General features: G+C 73.1%; 13 protein-coding genes and 1 pseudogene. 4 read left to right on the top strand and 10 right to left on the bottom strand.

Features of this window, described 5'->3' with window-relative positions:
- Nucleotides 1–69: 69 nt before the first annotated feature.
- From AB0J39_RS29365 to AB0J39_RS29345, 5 genes are all read right to left on the bottom strand, one after another.
- Nucleotides 70–1,032: a DNA-3-methyladenine glycosylase 2 family protein gene (locus tag AB0J39_RS29365; RefSeq protein ID WP_363470438.1), complete on the bottom strand. Its 963-nt coding sequence runs from the start codon at nt 1,030–1,032 to the stop codon at nt 70–72.
- A 41-nt stretch (nt 1,033–1,073) separates the two neighbouring features.
- Entirely contained in the window at nt 1,074–2,177 is a 1,104-nt protein-coding gene (locus AB0J39_RS29360; protein WP_363470436.1) for an NDP-sugar synthase, read from the bottom strand.
- Nucleotides 2,178–2,233: 56 nt separating this feature from the next.
- The gene (locus tag AB0J39_RS29355; protein ID WP_363470433.1) at nt 2,234–3,361 is read right to left on the bottom strand and encodes a glycosyltransferase family 1 protein; all 1,128 of its coding nucleotides are present in this window, start codon (nt 3,359–3,361) and stop codon (nt 2,234–2,236) included.
- A 231-nt stretch (nt 3,362–3,592) separates the two neighbouring features.
- Complete coding sequence (locus AB0J39_RS29350; RefSeq protein WP_363470430.1) at nt 3,593–4,519, bottom strand: lysylphosphatidylglycerol synthase transmembrane domain-containing protein; 927 nt, start codon at nt 4,517–4,519, stop codon at nt 3,593–3,595.
- Complete coding sequence (locus tag AB0J39_RS29345; RefSeq protein WP_363470428.1) at nt 4,516–5,370, bottom strand: class I SAM-dependent methyltransferase; 855 nt, start codon at nt 5,368–5,370, stop codon at nt 4,516–4,518. The genes AB0J39_RS29350 and AB0J39_RS29345 overlap by 4 nt, the downstream gene beginning before the upstream one ends.
- Before the next feature lie 148 nt (nt 5,371–5,518).
- Between AB0J39_RS29345 and AB0J39_RS29340 the strand changes: the two genes are divergently transcribed.
- Nucleotides 5,519–6,472, top strand: coding sequence for a lysylphosphatidylglycerol synthase transmembrane domain-containing protein (locus tag AB0J39_RS29340; RefSeq protein WP_363470425.1), 954 nt, complete (start codon nt 5,519–5,521; stop codon nt 6,470–6,472).
- On the opposite strand, the gene AB0J39_RS29335 is transcribed toward AB0J39_RS29340, so the two are convergent.
- From AB0J39_RS29335 to AB0J39_RS29315, 5 genes are all read right to left on the bottom strand, one after another.
- A complete protein-coding gene (locus AB0J39_RS29335) occupies nt 6,436–7,518 on the bottom strand; it encodes a glycosyltransferase family 4 protein (protein WP_363470422.1) in 1,083 nt (360 codons plus the stop codon). The two genes, AB0J39_RS29340 and AB0J39_RS29335, sit on opposite strands and share 37 nt — an antisense overlap.
- Entirely contained in the window at nt 7,515–8,450 is a 936-nt protein-coding gene (locus tag AB0J39_RS29330; RefSeq protein WP_363470419.1) for a glycosyltransferase family 2 protein, read from the bottom strand. Before AB0J39_RS29330 ends, AB0J39_RS29335 begins: the two co-directional genes overlap by 4 nt.
- A gap of 134 nt (nt 8,451–8,584) precedes the next feature.
- Complete coding sequence (locus AB0J39_RS29325) at nt 8,585–9,040, bottom strand: hypothetical protein (RefSeq protein ID WP_363470416.1); 456 nt, start codon at nt 9,038–9,040, stop codon at nt 8,585–8,587.
- Nucleotides 9,037–9,894 carry a permease-like cell division protein FtsX gene (locus AB0J39_RS29320; RefSeq protein ID WP_363470413.1) on the bottom strand — a complete coding sequence of 286 codons (858 nt, stop codon included), beginning with the start codon at nt 9,892–9,894 and terminating at the stop codon, nt 9,037–9,039. The genes AB0J39_RS29325 and AB0J39_RS29320 overlap by 4 nt, the downstream gene beginning before the upstream one ends.
- A gap of 40 nt (nt 9,895–9,934) precedes the next feature.
- Nucleotides 9,935–12,043: a hypothetical protein gene (locus AB0J39_RS29315; protein WP_363470411.1), complete on the bottom strand. Its 2,109-nt coding sequence runs from the start codon at nt 12,041–12,043 to the stop codon at nt 9,935–9,937.
- A gap of 512 nt (nt 12,044–12,555) precedes the next feature.
- Here AB0J39_RS29315 and AB0J39_RS29310 point away from each other — a divergent pair.
- The 3 genes and pseudogenes from AB0J39_RS29310 to AB0J39_RS29300 all read left to right on the top strand — a co-directional run.
- On the top strand, nt 12,556–14,307 hold the full coding sequence (locus AB0J39_RS29310) for a hypothetical protein (RefSeq protein WP_363470408.1): 1,752 nt from the start codon (nt 12,556–12,558) through the stop codon (nt 14,305–14,307).
- 327 nt (nt 14,308–14,634) lie between these two features.
- On the top strand, nt 14,635–16,563 hold the full coding sequence (locus AB0J39_RS29305) for an LCP family protein (RefSeq protein ID WP_363470407.1): 1,929 nt from the start codon (nt 14,635–14,637) through the stop codon (nt 16,561–16,563).
- 295 nt (nt 16,564–16,858) lie between these two features.
- Nucleotides 16,859–17,699: pseudogene (locus AB0J39_RS29300) on the top strand (hypothetical protein); the annotation flags it as partial.

Below are 17,699 nucleotides of genomic sequence, written 5' to 3'. Positions count from 1 at the left end.
GTGCCCGCGCGGGCTGTTCTTCGTCGACGTGCGGACGCGCGAGGGCGGCGGCCGGCGCGCGGGACGGGGTCAGAAGGCCCGGTAGTCGCGGGGAGCCATGCGCGGGCCGCGCGCCGGCGGCCTGACGCCGCTGAGCTCGATCAGCCTGACCACGCGGTGGCGGTGGCCCCGGAACGGCTCGAGCAGTTCGAGCATGCCGTCGTCGTCGGTCTTCCGCCCGGTCAGCGCGTAGCCGACGATGCCCGGCAGGTGGAAGTCGCCGACACTCGGGGCGTCCGGGTCGCCGTGGGCCCGCTGGCGCACCTCGGCGGAGGTCCACACGCCGATTCCCGGCAGCGCCCGCAGCAGGCGGTCCGCGTCTGCCGTCGTGGTGCTCTCCAATTTCTCGGCGTGCCGGGCCGCGTTGACGATCGTCCTGGCCCGTACGGCCTCCGCGCCCGCCCGGTGCCAGTCCCACGACGGGATCGCCCGCCACACCTCCGGCGGCGGGATCACGTACATGCCCTCGGGCGCCGGGCCCGGGGCCGGCTCGCCGTAGCGGCGCAGGAGGAACCGCCAGGCCCGCCACGCCTCCCTGCCGACCACCTTCTGCTCCAGCACGGCGGGCGCGAGCGCCTCGAAGACCCGCAGGGCACGGCCGATCCGCAGCCCGGCGGCGCGCCCGGCCAGGCCGGCGACGAACGCGGCGGCGCGGGCGTGCCGGGGATCGTGCGAGCGGGTCAGCCGCGCGAGCATCGCGGCGAAGCCGGCCACGTCGTCGTCGGCGCCCAGCAGCGACGGGAGCGTCTCCAGCAGCCAGCCGGCCCCCGGCCCCCACGCCTGACCGCGGACCTCGTCGCCGCTCGCCGTCACGCGCAGCGTGCCCGGGCCTTCGGGGGTGCGCGAGGTGCGCCAGATCGACCCGTCCGGGGTGTGCCGCCAGGCCGGATCTCCTCCCCCGCGCCGATGCGGAGACAGCGTCAGCACGACGTCGAGCGGCGCGGACGGCCGCCAGCGCCGCTCGCGGAGGGCAGCCCCGGGCGCGGATAACACGGGTGCTCGGCTCGCCTCCACCTGCCCAGTCTGCCGCACGCTCAGACGTCGCTGGAGAAACGGACCGCGCACTCCGGCAGGGTGATCCCGGGCCAGACGCGCATGCCGGAGGTGAGCTCGTTGCCGGGGCCGATCAGCGCGCCGTCGCCGACCACGACCTGCCGCAGCACGGCGCCGGGGGCGACGCGGGCGCCGACGCCTACGACCGAGTCGATGACGGTCGCGCCGGCCTCGACGTGGCAGCCCTCGGACAGCACGCTCCCGCGTACGCTCGCCCCGGCCTCGACCGTGGCCCGGGCGCAGACGACCGTACCCCCGGTGACCTTGGCCTCGGGCGACACGACCGCCCCGTCCAGCAGGAGGCGCTCGCCCGCCGGGCCGGGCAGGGCGGGCGAGTCGAGCTTGCCCAGCACCAGATCGGCCGAGCCCTGCACGAACGCCGCCGGCGTGCCCACGTCCAGCCAGTACGAGCTGTCGGCGAAGCCGAGCACCAGCGCGTCGGCCTCGATCAGCCCGGGGAAAGTTTCACGCTCCACGGAGACGACCTGGCCCTCGGGGATCGTGTCGATGACCGATCGCCGGAACACGTAGCAACCGGCGTTGATCCGGTTGGTCACGGGATTGGGCGTCTTCTCCAGGAAGGCGCTGACCCTGCCGTCGCCGTCGGTCGGCACGCAGCCGAACCTCGACGGGTCGTCCACCTCCGTGAGGTGGAGGGTCACCGCGGCGCCCCGTGCGACGTGCAGGTCCACCTGGGCGGCGATGTCGTGACCCGACAAAATGTCGCCGTTCAGAACGAGCACCGGCGCCTCGGGCGGAGAGGTCAGGGCCTGGGCGGCGTTGCGGATCGCGCCGCCGGTGCCGAGCGGGGTGTCCTCGGTCATGTAGACGATCTCCAGGCCGAAGCCCGAGCCGTCGCCGAAGGCCTCGGTGAACATCGACGCCCGATAGGACGTCGCGAAGACCACCCGGCGCACCCCGTACGCCCGTGCCTTGGCCAGCTGGTGCGCGAGGAAGGGCACCCCCGCCGTCGGAAGCAGCGGCTTGGGCGTGCTGAGCGTCAGCGGTCGCAGACGCGTGCCCTGGCCGCCCACGAGAAGGATCGCCTCGAGACCGTCGGGCGACCGCACAGAACTCTCCCTCACAGCCGCGAGGGTAGCCTAGTGCCGCCTCCGGCGGGGTTCGCCGCGAAAGGTGGCGCTCAATCCTCCACGGCCCGCTGGTACGCGACGAGGTGGGCCTCGGCCGAGTGCCGCCAGGTGAACTCGCGTGACCGGGTCACCCCCGCCCGCGCCAGCGACTCGCGCCGTTCCGGCGACTCCAGCAGGGCGCGCAGCGCCCGCGCGATGCTGTCGGCGTCGGGCTCGGTGTAGGTCACGGCGTCGCCGCCGACCTCCGGCAGCGAGGTGCGGTGGGTGGTCAGCACGGGCGCCCCGCAGGCCATCGCCTCCAGCACCGGCAGCCCGAACCCCTCGCACCGCGAGGGGGACGCGACCACGAGCGCCCCGCCGAGGAAGCCCGGCAGATCGGCGAAGGGCAGGTAGCCGGGACGCACGACCCTCACCCGGGGCGGCAGCGCGGCGACGGCGGCGTCGACCTCCTCGTCCCAGGCCGGGCCGCCCGCGAGCACCAGCGCGGGGGGCGAGGCCAGGTGCGCGACCGCCCGGCCGAAGCCGGTCACCAGGTTCGGCACGTTCTTGCGCGGCTCCAGTGCGCCCAGGTAGGCGACGTACGGCCGGTCGTGCAGGCCGAACCTGCCGGCCACCCGGCGCACGTCCTCGGGCGCCGGGGGGTGGAACAGCGCGGGATCCACCCCGTGGTAGGCGACGTCGATCCGCGTGGGGTCGGCGTCCAGCACCCGGACCAGCTCGTCCATGGTGGCCTTCGACGGCACGATCACGCGGTTCGCGTGGCGTACGGCGGTGCGGGTGGCCGACCGGAAGAACGAGGCCCGCACGGGGTCGTGCTGGTCGGGGTCGGTGAACGAGGTGACGTCGTGGACGGTGGCCACCGTGGGCAGGCCCGAGCTCAGCGGGATCGAGTAGTAGGGGGCGTGGATCACCTGGGCGCCGGCGTGCCGGGCCAGGACCGGCAGCCCGGTCTGCTCCCAGGCCAGCCGCTTGTCCCGGTTGGTGATGGCGGGCGGTCCGGAGAGGATCCGCGCCGAGGGGGCCAGCGCCGCGTAGCGCTCGGCGTCCGCCCGCTGGCAGACCACCGCGACGTCGGCACCCGCCTCGTGCAGGGCCGCGACCAATCCATCGACATACCTGATCAGGGCGCCGCGGTCGGCGGGGACCGCGGCGGCGTCGACGAGCACACGGGGTGTCAAGTGAATCGCTCCCCTCCCTTGGGCCCGCACCGGCCGGGAGGATCGCTCCCCGCCCACGCGGTCCCGCTGTTCCGGCGGTGTTCCGGCAGGGGCCCGGGGGCCCACGCCGCGAACGGACGCCTTCCCCCGCACTCCTCCTTGTCACTCTATTTCCGGAGTCCCCAAAAACGTGAGCGATATCACATGAGGGTCGTCTCTCAGGATGCGCCATTCCGCGCCGAGTCCACGGATTCAGGCCCGGACTACGGGTTCCTTCCGCGTACGGACCGCGCGGCGGGAGGCAAGACCGGCGGCGCCGGCGCACACCAGGTCGCCGACGGACACGATGAGCCGCGAGCACAACACGGCGGCGGTCGCCGCGGGCCGGTCGAGCACCGGGGCGAGCGCGGCCACCATCGCGACCTCCCGCACGCCCGCGCCCGCCGGGGCGATCACGAACACGAACCCCAGGCACCAGGCGAGCGCGAACGCGCCGAAGCTCAGGATCGCCGCCGACGGCCCGTCCGCCCCGACGCCGTGCACGAGCAGCGCCAGGTGCGCGCCGTACGCGGCCCAGCCCGCCAGGGCCCAGCCGCACGCGACGAGCACGCCGCGCCGGGTGAGAGGCCGTTCGAGCGGCGGGCGGCGCAGTTTGCGCAGCCCGAACGCGATGACGCCGTTGACCACCTTCGGATGCAGGGCGGCGGCGACCACGGGCACGAGCAGCAGCAGCCAGGCGTACCGGGCGACCGACTGCCCGGCGAGCACCGGCAGCGTGACGACGGCCACCAGCAGACCGGTGCCGAGGTAGATCGGATACGTCAGGAAGAAGGCGGCGGCGCTGCGCGGCCGGGGGATGCCGTGGTCGCGGCCCATCTCCATCTGCGCGAGCATCGGCCACACCGACCCGGGGATGTACTTGCCGAGCTGGCCCACGAAGAAGATCTTGGACGCGTCGGTGAACGCCAGCGGGGAGCCCAGGTCGGCCAGCAGCGCCCGCCACATGAGCATCCCCGCGACCAGCGCGCCGAGCACCGCCGCCAGCGAGCCGGCGAGCTCCGCCCACGACAGCCGGGTGAACCCGTCGGCCACGGCGGTCCACTGGCTCGCCACCGCCCAGACGCCGAACCCCAGCGCCACGAGCAGGAACAGCGCCCGTACGACCTTGCGACGGCTCATCGGGACGTGCGGACCGGCTCGGGCGGCTGCGGAAGCGGCGCGCCGAGGGGACGGCGGGGCGTCTTGGTCGCGACCCACAGGTAGGTCGGGACGACCGGCAGCAGCGCCCGCAGGGCCGGGCGCGGGGTCCGCTCCAGCGTCACCTTGGCGGCGCGGCCGACCGCTCCGGGGAACAGCTCGCCCCCGGCGAACCGCTCGGGCGCGGCCAGCACCGGGAACGTGTAGTCCCACACGTGGAAGTCCGCGAGCATCCGCCGCAGCCCCGGGCGGGTGCGGAAACGCTCGTAGTAGTGGTCGGCCCGGCCGAACGCCCGCACGTACCGGTCGGCCGCGGCGGGCGGCAGATAGGACAGGAAGGGCAGCTTGTAGTGCGGCTCAATGACGCCGAGCCGGTTGCCCAGGCCCAGGTAGAGCACGCCGTCGTCGGACAGCACCCGGTGCATGTCGGCGATCACGGCGTCGGGGTCGACCACGTGCTCGTAGATGTGGTTGAAGACCAGCACGTCGATCGAGCCGTCCGGGAAAGGCAGGCGGGAGCCGTCGGCGCAGACGAACGCGACCCGCCCGCCGAAGCGGTCCGACGCCTTACGCAGGCCCGGGACGTCGATGTCGAGCCCGAGCGTGCGGCGCGCGCCCGCGGCGGCCAGCTCGTCGGCGATGAACCCGGCCGAGCACCCGACGTCGCCGACGGTGAGCCCCGACAGCACCTCGCCGGGCTTGGCCGCGTCCCTGCCCAGGAAGTGCGCGAGCACGGCGATGATCTTCGCGGCCTTGCGCCGGCGCTTGTCCTCGTCGAGCATCGCGGCCTGGAACTCGGAGTATTCCAGCTGGGCCGCGCGTTCCCCGCTCACCGGTCGATCACCCTCGCGTCCTGCCTGTCGTCCACGGTGCCCAACAGTACCCGTGGCCGCCCCGCCCCCGCCTCGCGATCAGCCGAGCCTGTGGACAACCCGCGCGGCGAACCTACCGATCAGTAGCTTCAGGCTTTACTCTGGGCGCGTGCCGCGCCTGCTGAACCGCCTGCGCTCCAGCCCGCTGCTGCGGGTGCTGCTCGCCGTGGTCGCGCTCGCCTTCCTGGCATACGGCCTGGCCCGGAACTGGACGGACACCTCGGCCGCCCTGTCGCGGCTGTCGTGGTGGTCGCTCGGCGCCTCGTTCCTGGCCGTGCTCGCCGGGCTCGGGTTCATGCTGGTCGCCTGGCGCGACATCCTCGCCGGGCTCGGCTCGCCGCTGCCGCTGCGCGTGGCGGCGCGGGTGCTGTTCGTCGGCCAGCTCGGCAAGTACATCCCCGGCTCGGTCTGGGCGTTCGCCGCGATGATCGAGCTGGCCCGCGACCACGGCGCGCCGCCGCGCCGGACGTTCAGCGCCACCGCGCTCGGTCTGGTGACCTCCCTGGGCTGCGCGCTCGCGCTCGCCGCGGCCACGCTGTCGCAGCAGATCGCCAGGCAGGCGTGGTGGCTGCTCGCGCTGATCCCGCTCATCCTCGTCTGCCTCCACCCACGGGTGATGACCTGGGGGCTCAACCTCGCCCTGCGCGTCGTCCGCAGGGAGCCGCTCGACCGGGTGCTCAGCGGGGCGGAGATGGCCAAGGCCGCCGCGTGGACGATGGCCGGCTGGCTGGTGTACGGCCTGCACCTGTGGGTCCTCGTCGGAGGCATGCGGCCCGCGGACCTGTCCCTGTACGCCGTCGCGGCCGGGGCGTACGCGCTGGCCTGGTCCACCGGCATCCTCACGGTCGTGGTGCCCGCCGGGATCGGCGTGCGGGAGGGCGCGATGGTCGTGGCGCTCGCGCCGGTGCTCGACACGCCGAGGGCGCTGGCGATCGCGGTGGTGTCCCGCGTGATGTTCACCGTCGGCGACGCCGCCTGGGCCGGGCTCGGCTTCCTGCTCGCCCGTGGCCGCACCGCCCCCGCCGGTCAGCCGTCCGACGCGGCCAGCAACGTGTCCAGGTAGACCGCCCAGTGCGGCTCAGGGTCGACGGGCGCGACGCCCGCCCGCAGCCGCTCGGGCGTTCCCGGCTCGTAGAACCGCTTGATCGCCTCCGCCAGCGCGCCGGCCGAGCCCGGCTCTGCCAGCAGGCCGTCGACCCCGTCGCGTACGTTGTCGGGCAGCGCCCCGACCCGGGTGGCGATCACCGGCACGCCGTGCTCGTGACCGAGCCACACGTTCTGGCTGGCGGTCGCCGACCGGTAGGGCAGCACCAGGGCGTCGGCCCCGGCGAACAGTCCCGGCACGTCCTCGGCCGGCACGTACCCCGGCCGGATCTCGACCCGGCCGGCGAGACCCAGCCGCTCGATCAGGGCGTGGGTGTCCTCCAGGCCGCCCCAGAACTCGCCCGCCACGGTGAGCCGTACGTCCGGCACCTGCGCGAGCGCCTCCAGCAGCAGGTCGAGCCCCTTGTACGGCCGCACGATGCCGAAGAACAGCAGCCTGCCGTGCGCCTTGTGCCCCGCCGTCTCCCGGGCGCCGCGCGCGGGCAGGTGCGGCGCGAGGGCGGCCACCCGCACCGGCGCGGCGGTGAGCGCGCGGGCGAGGTCCGCCTGCTGCTCCGAGTGGGCGAGCACGCCGTCCACCCGGCGCAGCAGCGCCTTCATCAGCGGTCTGTCGTACGGCTTGCTCTCGTGCGGCAGCACGTTGTGACACAGGGCGACCACCCGCGCCCGGCGGCGCAGACCGGACAGGATGCCGAGATAGGCGGGCACCTGCACCGGGCTGAGCACGGTGAGCACGACGAGGTCGGCCCCCCGCAGCCGCCGCCCGCACGCCAGCCAGCCGTCCGGCCGCCGCCAGTCGAGGTCGCGGCGGGTGCCGGGGTACGGCTCGCCCTCGGGGCTGTCGATCGTCTGCTGCCCGGGATACAGGAACGCGGGATACTGCGCCCGCCACGACTCGATGACCACGTCGTGGCCCCGCGCCCGCAGCCGGTGGGCCAGTTCCGTCGTGTGCTGCGCTCCGCCGCCCTTGTACGGATAGGTGGGGCCGACGATCGCGATCCTCAAACGTCACCTCTCGAGCGCACGATCAGGTCGGCCAGCAGCGCCACCGCCCCGATCAGCATGCCGGACAGGAAGGTCACGACGGTGTTGCTGGTGAGGTAGAAGCCCAGATGACTGATCATGTCGTACACGCCCTTGACCAGGCCGATGCCGACCAGCCAGAGCGCGGGCGGCATGAGCACCTTGAGCGGGTTGAAGTACATGATCATCCGCAGCACCTGCAGAATGTAGCGGTAGGCGTCGGAGACGAAGTTGAACTTCGACTTCCCGGCCCGCTTCGCGTAGTCGATCGGCAGGTAGTAGACGTCGTGCTGGTTCGACATGAACGCCAGCGTGATCGTCGTGACGCAGGAGAACCCGGGGGGCAGCAGCCGCAGGTACGGCTTGGCCACGGACTTGCGGAAGGCCCGCAGGCCGGAGTTGAGGTCGGGGATCTTCTGCCCGGCCAGCCGCTCCGCCACCTTGCGGATGAACCACTTCGCCGGCACCCGGAGGAACTTGTGCGAGCCCTCCTCGGTGGTGCGCGCGCCGACGACCTGGTCGATCGTCGCGTCCTTCTCCAGGATCTGGACCAGCTCGGGGATGCGCTCGTTCGGGTAGCTCATGTCGGCGTCGGTCCACACGACGATCTCGCCGCGGGCCTCCTGGCTGCCGATCCTGCGTACGGTGCCCGAGCCGCCGTTGCGGTGGAACGCCCTGATCCGCATGTGCGGGAAGCGCGGCGCGGCCTCGTGGAGCCGCGCGAGCGTCTCGTCGGTGGAGCAGTCGTCCACGGCCAGCAGTTCGTAGGTGTAGCCGCTCGCGTCCATGGCGGCGCAGATGCGCTCCACCTCGGCGATCACGTGATCCTGCTCGTTGTAACACGGCAGGACGATCGTGACGTACGGGGTTTCTGCGGGAGTCACGGCGCTTCCAGAGGTCTCGAGCGTGGTCACGTCCGGCTAGGGTACTCTGCCCCGCCAAATCGCGGTCTCACTTCGCCTCACAGCCGTTTCCCCTTGGTGGCCGCTCTGGCCCCGTCAACCAGAAAGCGCGATGAACCCTCACGGGTGAGCATGCCGGACCACCTTCACGACGCCCGGCATCCCGGCGAAGGCCCGCTGCACCTCGGCGAAGTCCCAGTGGCCGGCGAATTCTGACGGGCGATGGCGAGAACCTGCGCCGGTGCGAGCCGCCGGTATCCGCGGGTCTCCGCGTGGCTCGCGAGCACGCGCTCGATCTCACGCCGCTGGGCCGCCGTCGCCGCGCCCGACGGACAACTCTCATCCGGGGAAAGCGACCCATCGGACGACTGCCCGTCATAAGGGGACGGGGATCCGCACAGGTGGACCAGGAAGGTGCCCGTACGAGGCCACGGCCCGTCCGGCGGCGGGGACGGCCGGCGGGAGGCCAGGTAGGTGAACACCCCTGCGGCCGCCAGCGCCACGACGAGCACGACCGCCGCGACCACGAACGGCCCTCTCCTCAGGCCGCGGCTCTCGCCGATCGTGATCTCCTCGGCCTGAGACGCATCGGGAAAGGTCACGACACCAACACCACCTCGGCGACGCCCGGCATCCGGCCGAAGACCTTCTCCATGTCGGCCCGCGCGGGCGGCCTGTCGAATTTCACGTAGAACGCCTCGGGCAGGGCTCGCGGCCCAACACCGCTTCCGCCGTTCCAGAGGATCCGCCGATTGTCCTCGAGCGCGTGGGCGACGTCCTCGAAGTAGACGGTCTGCACTCCGTCCAGTTTCCCGATGCGGTCGAGCACGGCCGCCTTCTCGCGTTCAGAGGCCTTCCTGTGCCCGCGGCACGATTCGTAGAGGTCACTCTCCTCAGGACAGAACTTGATCCCGACGTCAGCGATCCCCTTCCAAAGGGTGTCCCCGAAGATATAGACGTTCGAGACGCCGGGCAGCGCCTCCAGGCGACGCCGGAGCGCGCCCCAGTCGCCGGGGCCGAGATCGCCGGTATAGGACTCCGGCATGTCGTCGGCTCCGGTCACGCTGAGAACCTTGAGACCCGACGGGTCGTCGGAAAGGCCTTGGCGAAAGATCTCGAAAGCCTGTTCTTTCGATTCGAAGTGGAAGTCACGGATCTGCGGGAGCGCGCGTAGCGCGACCTCGATCGCCCGCCTGTCCTCGGCCGTGGCCGTGCGGTGGTGGCAGTTGGACCAGATCTCGGTGCCGCTCCGGTCGCAGAGGTAGACCGAGAAGGACCCGCTCTGGAGCCGGGGACCGTCCGGCGGGGACAGCGGCCTGCGGGAGTCCTCGTAGAACCGCCATCCGGCGAGTCCGAGTCCGGCGAGGAGCACGACCACCAGCCCGGCGACGACCGGCGGCCTCCGGAAAAGAGCCCTCCTGGATCGCGGCTCCTGCCGATCGTCACCGAAGGACAATTCCTCCACTTCAGCGGAATCCACACGCCGAACCCTAGGACTAATCGGTTGGAACGGTCATCCACACGTCGATGTTGAGCGACCAGGTGCCGTTGGGCGGGTCCACCAGCGAACGTTCGTCCTGCCGGGTGTGCAGGCTCATCACCCGGGTCGCCGGGCCGTACGCCATGAGCTGCTCGGGCTCGGCGGCGAGCAGCACGGGCCGGCGGCCGGTGCGCCGGACGGCCTCGACCAGGCGCAGCACGTCGGCCCGGCGCGGCACGTCGGATCGCGGAGGGTAGACCACGCGAGCCGTCGGCACCCCGCACTGGCCGCGCAGGACCTGCGTCAGCCGGTCGCCCGTGACGCGCTCGGCGACGAGCACGGACGCGTTCGCCGGGATCGCCCGGCACAGGCCCGCGACCGCGGCGGCCTCCCCCCGGTTGACCGGCGAGAACGCGGTGCCGATCGAGGTGATCGCGGGCGGGACCGCCAGCAGCAGCGCCCCGGCCGCGAGGGCCGCCCGCGAGCGGCCCGGACGGGCGGCGAACCAGCCCGTACGCGCGAGCCGCCGCGAAAGCCACCGCAGCCCCCAGACGGCGAGCAGCACCAGACCGGGGATGACGATCGGCACCAGCCTGCGGGAGGCGAAAGGGTGGTCGGGGGTGATCGCGGGACGCCAGAGCGTCGTCACCGTCGTCCACCCGATCACCGCCAGTGGCAGCAGCCAGCCGAACTCCCGTCCCTTCGTCAGGCGGCGCGCGAGCACGGCCGCCGCCACGGTCGCCAGCACGACGGCGGGGAGACCGACGTACCAGAAGACCCAGTCGAGGGAGTGCTCGTAGTACAGCCGGGACTTGTCGGGCACCAGGCCGTTGGCGATCTGCGTCTTCTCGATGAAGTCGGCCGTGAGCATGTCCTCGGGCGTGACCGCGTCACGGCGCACGGTCTGCGCCCAGGGCCGTACGACGAAGCCCGCCATGACCAGCACGACCAGGGCCGCGGCGGCGTTCGGCAGCCACCCCGCACCCGGCAGCCGGCGGGTGCGGCCGGCGATCCGGGGCGCGAGCGCCGCGCCGGCGACCGTGAGCACCACGACGACGGCGCAGATCGCGAGCAGGGGAACGAGCGAGCCGGACAGATACTCCAGATAGGGCCGGGCGAGGGCGTAACCACCGGTGAACCCCCAAACACCGCCCACGAGCAGGCCGGTCAGCAGGGGCGCGCCCAGCCGTCCCTCGGGCAAGGGCCTCGCGAGAGGTGTCCGCCGGAGCGCGACGAGCGCCCCGGCGAAGACGAGCACGGGCAGCACGTCGCGCAGGCCGTCGATGCGCACCAGCAGCGCCAGCCCGAACGACAGCCCCGCGAGCGCGGCGGACGGGAGACCCGGGCCGGGCGGCGCGGCCCGGAGCCGGGCACGCGCGTCGAGCAGCAGGTTCATCCCGCCGAACAACAGGATGAGCGAGGGGATCTCGCTGAACGTCGTCCGCGACGTGTAGAGGATCGGCAGGCCGACCGCGAACACGAGGGCGGCCAGGGGCGCCCAGCGCGCGCCCGCGAGCCGCGCGGCGGTCCCGGCGACGGTGAGCACCGCGAGCGCGCCCAGCACGGGCGGCACGAGCAGCAGGCCGGGGACGCCGCCCAGCCAGTGGCCGATCGCGTGGATCATCGGCGGCCCGGCCATGAACTGCGGGCCGATCCCGCCGTCGACCGCGTAGAACCCCATGCTGTCGAAGCGCAGCGCGGGGTCGGGACCGCCGAAGTCGCCCACCGGGATCGGCAGCGACCCGTGCCGGGCGAGCCAGACGGCGTACTGCGCGTAGGTCGACGGGTCACGCCGGACGATCAGCTGCTCGCCGTGCAGGAACCCGTTGAACACCCCCGATCCGAGCGCCACAGCGAAGGTAGCCACCGTCGCCCAGCGGGGCGGCGTCACGGCCTCGGGCAGGCGGCGCAGACCGTACGCGCACAGCAGGAGGGCGGCGGCGCCGCCGAGCAGCGCCATGGGCAGCGGCAGGAACCACCCGAGCAGCAGCAACGGGAGGCCGGCGATCAGCCACCCGCTCAGCGCGAGCGCGGGCACGACGGAGACGGCCGCGAGCAGCCTGCCCGCGGCCTTCCGCTGCGACGGCAGCCGTGTGCGGCCACGCGCGTGGCCTGACGTGTTCACCGGGATGCACCCGAGACTAGCGGCCCGCCCCGGCGCTCCGCCTTCATCGTCGTGTCCCGTCCACCCCGCGCGTCGCGGCTGTCCACGGGCGCGTCCCGGCCCCGCACAGGGGCCGCGGGGAGCCGGTAGCGTACGCCGGGAGGCAGGCAGGGGGGCGCATGAGGGTGTCGGACAGCCGGGGCTCGGCGCCCTGGCCGGAGGGGGAGGACGGGCACCCGCATGAACGTCCCGGACCCGCCCGGCCCGGCGAGTCGTCGTCCGCCGGTGCGCCCACTGGTCCGCCCACGCCGCTCCCGAACGGACGGCCCACGGACGAGCGGCCCACGGAGGGACGGGCCGGTATGGGGCGGCACCGAGCCGAGCAAGCCGGAACCGAGCGAGTCGGAACCAACCGGGTCGGAGCCGAGCGTGCCGGAGCCGGAGGGCGCGGAGCCGGAGGGCGCGGAGCCGGAGGGCGTGGGGTCGGGTGGCTCGGGGCCACGCGGGCCGGAGGCGGCCGGCTTGGGGGCTGGGTGCGTGGGCGTCTGACGCCCCGCGACGCGATGCACCCGGTGGCGTGGGCGCGTGAGGACCTCCCCGGGTGGGCGCGCCGGCACCGGTGGTTTCTCGTGATCCTCGGGCTCGGGGCGCTCCTGCGGCTGGTGACCGCGCTCGGCTACCGGCCCGCGCTGTGGTTCCCCGACTCCTACACCTACGTGGTGACCGCCATGCGGCCGAGGCCGGACCTCGTCCGCCCGGCGGGCTACTCGATGTTCCTGAGGCTGCTGGAGGCGTTCCACAGCTTCGCCCTGGTCGTGACCGTCCAGCACGTGCTGGGGCTGCTCGTCGGCGTGATGCTCTACGTGACCGTCCTGCGGCGTGGCGGTCCTCGGTGGGCGGCCGTCCTGGCCTGCGTCCCGGTGCTGCTCGACGCGTACCAGATCGAGCTGGAGCACCTGCTCGTCTCCGACTCGCTGTTCACCTTCCTGCTCGTGGGGGCGGTGTGCCTGGCGATGCGCCGCCCGCTGACGCCGCGCTCGGCCGCCGCCCTCGGCCTCGTGCTGGCCGCCGCCACGCTGACCAGGACCGTCGGGCTCCCGCTGGTCGCCGTCTTCGCGCTCTTCCTGCTCGCGTACGACGTGCGCGGTGCTATCGGGACGGGCGGCGCGAGCGGGACGGGCGGCGCGAGCGGCGCGGTGCGCCCGGGCAGGGCGGTGCGCCCGGGCAGGGCGGTGGCCAGGCTCACCGTGCCCTTCCTGGTGGCCGCGCTCCTGCCGGTCGCGGGCTACGCCGGGTGGTTCTACGCGACCTACGAGCGCGTCGGGCTGGTCGGCTCGAACGGCGTCTTCCTCTACGCGCGGACGATGTCGTTCGCCGACTGTTCGGTGATGAAGCCGCCGCCCGACCTCGCCGTGCTGTGCGACCCGCGGCCCCCCGCGTCCCGGCCGGCGTCCCAGGAGTACATCTGGAACGCGCAGTCCCCCCTGGTCCGGCTGCCCGGCATCACGTTCACCAAGGAGACCGAAACCCTGGCCGGGAGGTTCGCCTCGCTCGCGATCCGCAGCCAGCCGCTCGCGTTCGTCCGCACGACGCTGACCGAGCTCGGCAGGTCGTTCACGCCCGGCCGGCCCGTCTACCCCGACGCCGAGACGTACAGGTACTACGAGTTCCCGGCGGCCGTGCCTCCACCGCCCGGGCGGCACCCCGCCGTGGTGGGCAAGGAGTTCGCGCAGCGTTACGAAGACGGGTCGATCACGGTGCGCATCGCCGAGCCGTTCGCGGGCCTGATGCGGGCCTACCAGGATGTCGCGTGGCTGCCGGGGACGGCGCTGCTCGTGATCCTCCTGGTCCCGCCGGCCGCCTGGGCCGTCCGAGCCCGGTCGGCGCGCCGTGCCCCGGCGAGGCGCACGACCCGGGCAACGGCCGCAGCCCGAACAGCGTGGACGCGGCGGGCGTCCGAGAACCGCGACTCCCCGCAGCGGTCCCCCTCGAACCATGCCCACTCGAACCATGCCCACTCGAACCGTGCCCACTCGAACCGTGCCCACTCGAACCGTGCCCACTCGAACCGTGCCCCCAGCAACCAGGCCCCCACCAAAAAGGCCCGCGCGAAGCACGCACCCACGAACTGGGGCGTCGCCTGGGCGACGGCCTGGGCGCTGCTGCTCGTCCCGGCCGCCACGGCCCAGTTCGACTACCGCTACGTGCTGCCCGCGGTGCCGCTCGCCTGCCTGGCCGCCGCCCTGTCCGTACGCGGGTCCGGCAGACCGGCACGAACCCCTTGACCTGCCCAAACGACGCACGCTTCATCAAAAGCAGGTAAAGGCAAACTCATTCCCATACCCAAAATGTCGGCGTTTAGTATGCTCTGCCCCTGGATCAGGGGGACGTGACACGGCATGATCGTGGCCCGGATCCTCCCAATCGCGGCACTCGCAGACGCTCCCGTGACCTACCCTCGGAGCGCGACCTGTGATCGCCAGGCAAGGAGGACAAGTGTGCGAGCGAACCAGTAATTCTTCCGGCCTCTCGCCCACTCGTCCGGTTGCCACACCATGTCGTCCGGCCGGCGCGTCATGTCGCCAGGCCACCGCTTCCCGGGCAGGCGTGCGGTGAGCGAGCGCAGGCGCGTCTCAGCGCGCACCAGCCCTCCGCCGCCCCCCTCCGACCAGAGGGTGTGGGGTCCCCCGGAGGACGCCGCGTACGGCGGGGCCTTCGAGCCCCCGCAGGGCCGCAGAGCGGCTCCCGCGCCCGCCGGATACGCCGACATGCCGGTGGCCACCGCCCCCGCCGGCTACGCGGAGATGCCGGGGAGACGTGGCGGGCAGCGACCGCCCCGGGACGGCCGCCCGCCCGAGGCCTACGACGGGGGAGGACGCCGCGGCGGGCGGCGCGCCGAGCCGGGCGTCCCGCCCGAGCCCTCCTACGACCCTTCCTATGACGATGAGGAGCCGCCGCGGCGGCGCGGCCGCAGGCGCGGCGGCGACGAGGAGAGCGGCCACGCCCCCGCCACCGTCCCGAGCCGCGCGCACGGCGGCGGCGGCGACCTGCCCCCGGACGGCGGGCCGCCGCGCCGGCGCGGCGGAGGCGGAGGCGGCCGTTCCGGTCTCGGGATCGGCGGCTGGATCAGCGTGGTGCTCACGTGTGTGCTGGTCATCGGCACACTGACGGCCTACAAGGTCTACCGGAGCACCATCGGCCTGATCAACAGAGGCGCGTCCACCGACGACCTCGACAAGAACCGCCCGGTCAACGAGACGGGCGCGATCAACGTGCTGCTCGTGGGCTCGGACACCCGTGCGGGAGACAACAAGAAGTACGGCCAGCACCTGGTCAACGATGGTGAGCGCACCGACACGATCATGCTGCTGCACGTGTCGCCCAACCGTGACGCGGCGACGCTGCTCAGTTTCCCCCGCGACTCCATGGTGTTGATCCCCGCCTGTTACTCCCGCAACCGGACGCTCATCCCGACCCACCTCGGAATGATCAATTCGGCGTTCTCCGACGGCGGGATGATCTGCACGCGGCGGACCATCGAGAGCCTCACCGGGATCCGCGTCCATCACTACGTGAAGGTCGACTTCACCGGCTTCAAGAACATCGTCAACGCGCTCGGCGGCATCGAGATCTGTCTTCCCCAGGCCGTCAACGACAAGAAGTCGAAGCTGACGCTCCCCGCGGGCAAGCAGACCGTGCGGGGCGAGGCGGCGCTGGGCTACGTGCGGCTGCGCTACGGCCTCGGCGACGGCAGCGACATCTCCCGCATCAAGCGCCAGCAGGTCTTCATCTCCCAGGTCGTGAAGAAGGCGACCAGCAGCGCCCTGCTCACCGACGTCGGCAAGCTGCAGGCCTTCATCGCCGCGGCGGCGAAGTCCGTCACGATGGACGACGCGCTCAACACCGAGGAGCTCATCAAGATCGCGCAGAGCGCGTCGAAGCTGTCGGCGAAGGGTTTCAAGGCCACCACCGTGCCGTGGGAGCCGTACTCCGCCGACAAGAACCGCGTCCAGTGGAAGCAGCCGGCCGCCGGCAACCTCTTCAGGGCCATCGCGAACGACACCGAGGTGGCTCCCACCGCGTCCGCGAGCCCGGCCGCCTCGCCCTCCGGGCCGGTGATCACCAAGCCGCAGCAGGTCAAGGTGCAGGTGTTCAACGGCACCAACAGGGACGGCCTGGCCAAGGAGGTCGCCGAGGAGCTCGCCGGGCTCGGCTTCAACGTCGTCGGCGTCGGCGACGCGAGGAAGCCCGACGGCACCGACCAGCCGAAGACGATGGTCCGCTACACCGGTCAGGGCTGGAACTACTCGAAGATCCTGGTCGGCAAGCTGGTCAACCCCGTCAGCCCGGAGACCGGCAAGGCGGCGAGCGGCCCGGCCACGCCTTTCACGCCGTCCTCGCCCCCGCCGGACGCGCCCAAGGGCAAGGTGCGCGGGCCGATCATCCAGCTCGTCGTCGGCGCCGACTGGAAGGGCGTCCGCTCCCCCATCAACCTGGGCGACAACGTCGTCACCTCCGACACCAACCCCTGCGCGAGCTGACCCGCGTCACCACCGGGCCGGGACGCCTCCGTCCACGTGGAGCGGAGGTGTGCCGGCCCGTTCCGTCACCGTGATCTGACAGAGATCCGCGACAACGTCACATCCGTTACGTTCAGCCCCAGAGGCGACATCAGTCTTCAAGAACGTTAGGGTGAACACCTGGCGAACGCGCCCTGTTCGCCCGTTCGGGCTGATGCGCCGGGGCGCCTTCGCTAGTGTCCGAAAGGACACGGCGACGCTGCGCCAGGCGTGGCCGTTCCCCCGAGCCTCCAACAGATAGCTGAGCGTTTCTCCCGTGAGTGACACCCGCCATCACCCCCCGGTCCCCGGATCCCCGCAAGGCAACGACCCCGATGCCGAAGAGGCTCCCACCGGAGTGATAGGCCGGATCACCGGAGACTGGCCCATACCGGACGGCGGCCTGCCGCGGCGGGAGCCGAAGCCCGCGGGCGATCCGGAGGCGGAGCAGGGTGCGGGCGGGTCGGGCGGCCCGGCGAGCGAGCGGCCCGAGCACGGGCGCCACGAGAGCGTCCTCCCCGCCCCCGTCGACGAGAGCACGGCCGCACCCGCACACGGACGCCACGAAGGCGGCGAGAGCGGCCCGGGGAGCGCAGCAGGGCCGGCCGCCGAAGCGCGCGGCGGCTCCGCTCCCTACGACAAGCCGTACGAGAAGCAGCCCCTGCCTACGCGCAAACCGCGCGGCGCGGAGGGTCCCGGCGGCATCCCGCACAGCTCCATTCCGCACAGCTCCATTCCGAACAGCGCCCCGCCCATCGGCTCCGCACCCACCGGTTCCGCGCCGGCCGGTGCCGCGTCGCAGGACAGGCCGTACGAGAAGCAGCCCCTGCCCGTACGGAAGCCGCGCAAGCCGGGCGCCTCCCGCCTGGGCATGCCGCCCGCCTCCGCCCCGCAGGCTGAGGGCTTCGACTACTTCGGCCGGGGCCAGGAGCGCCCGGGCGTCCCGCGCGCGGCAGCCGCCTCCGACGGCCCCGCCCCGCCGCAGGCGTTCCCCGATCTCGGTCCCCGCAACCTGTCGGACGCCTTCCCCGGCGCCGGCCGGCGGTCGTCCGGCCCCGGCCACCGGGACGGCTCGGGTCTGCGGGCCGGCCCCGACGTCCCGACGCCGCCCTTCGGCG

Source organism: Microbispora sp. NPDC049633 (assembly GCF_040675265.1).
Lineage (GTDB): Bacteria > Actinomycetota > Actinomycetes > Streptosporangiales > Streptosporangiaceae > Microbispora > Microbispora maris.
The sequence above is the reverse complement of the archived record's forward strand: the minus strand, read 5'-3'. Positions and strand labels throughout refer to the sequence as shown.

Bases quoted from the DNA above. Each gene is read 5' to 3' on its own strand.
- AB0J39_RS29350 (WP_363470430.1), bottom strand. From the start codon at position 4,519: ATGAGCCGTCGCAAGGTCGTACGGGCGCTGTTCCTGCTCGTGGCGCTG.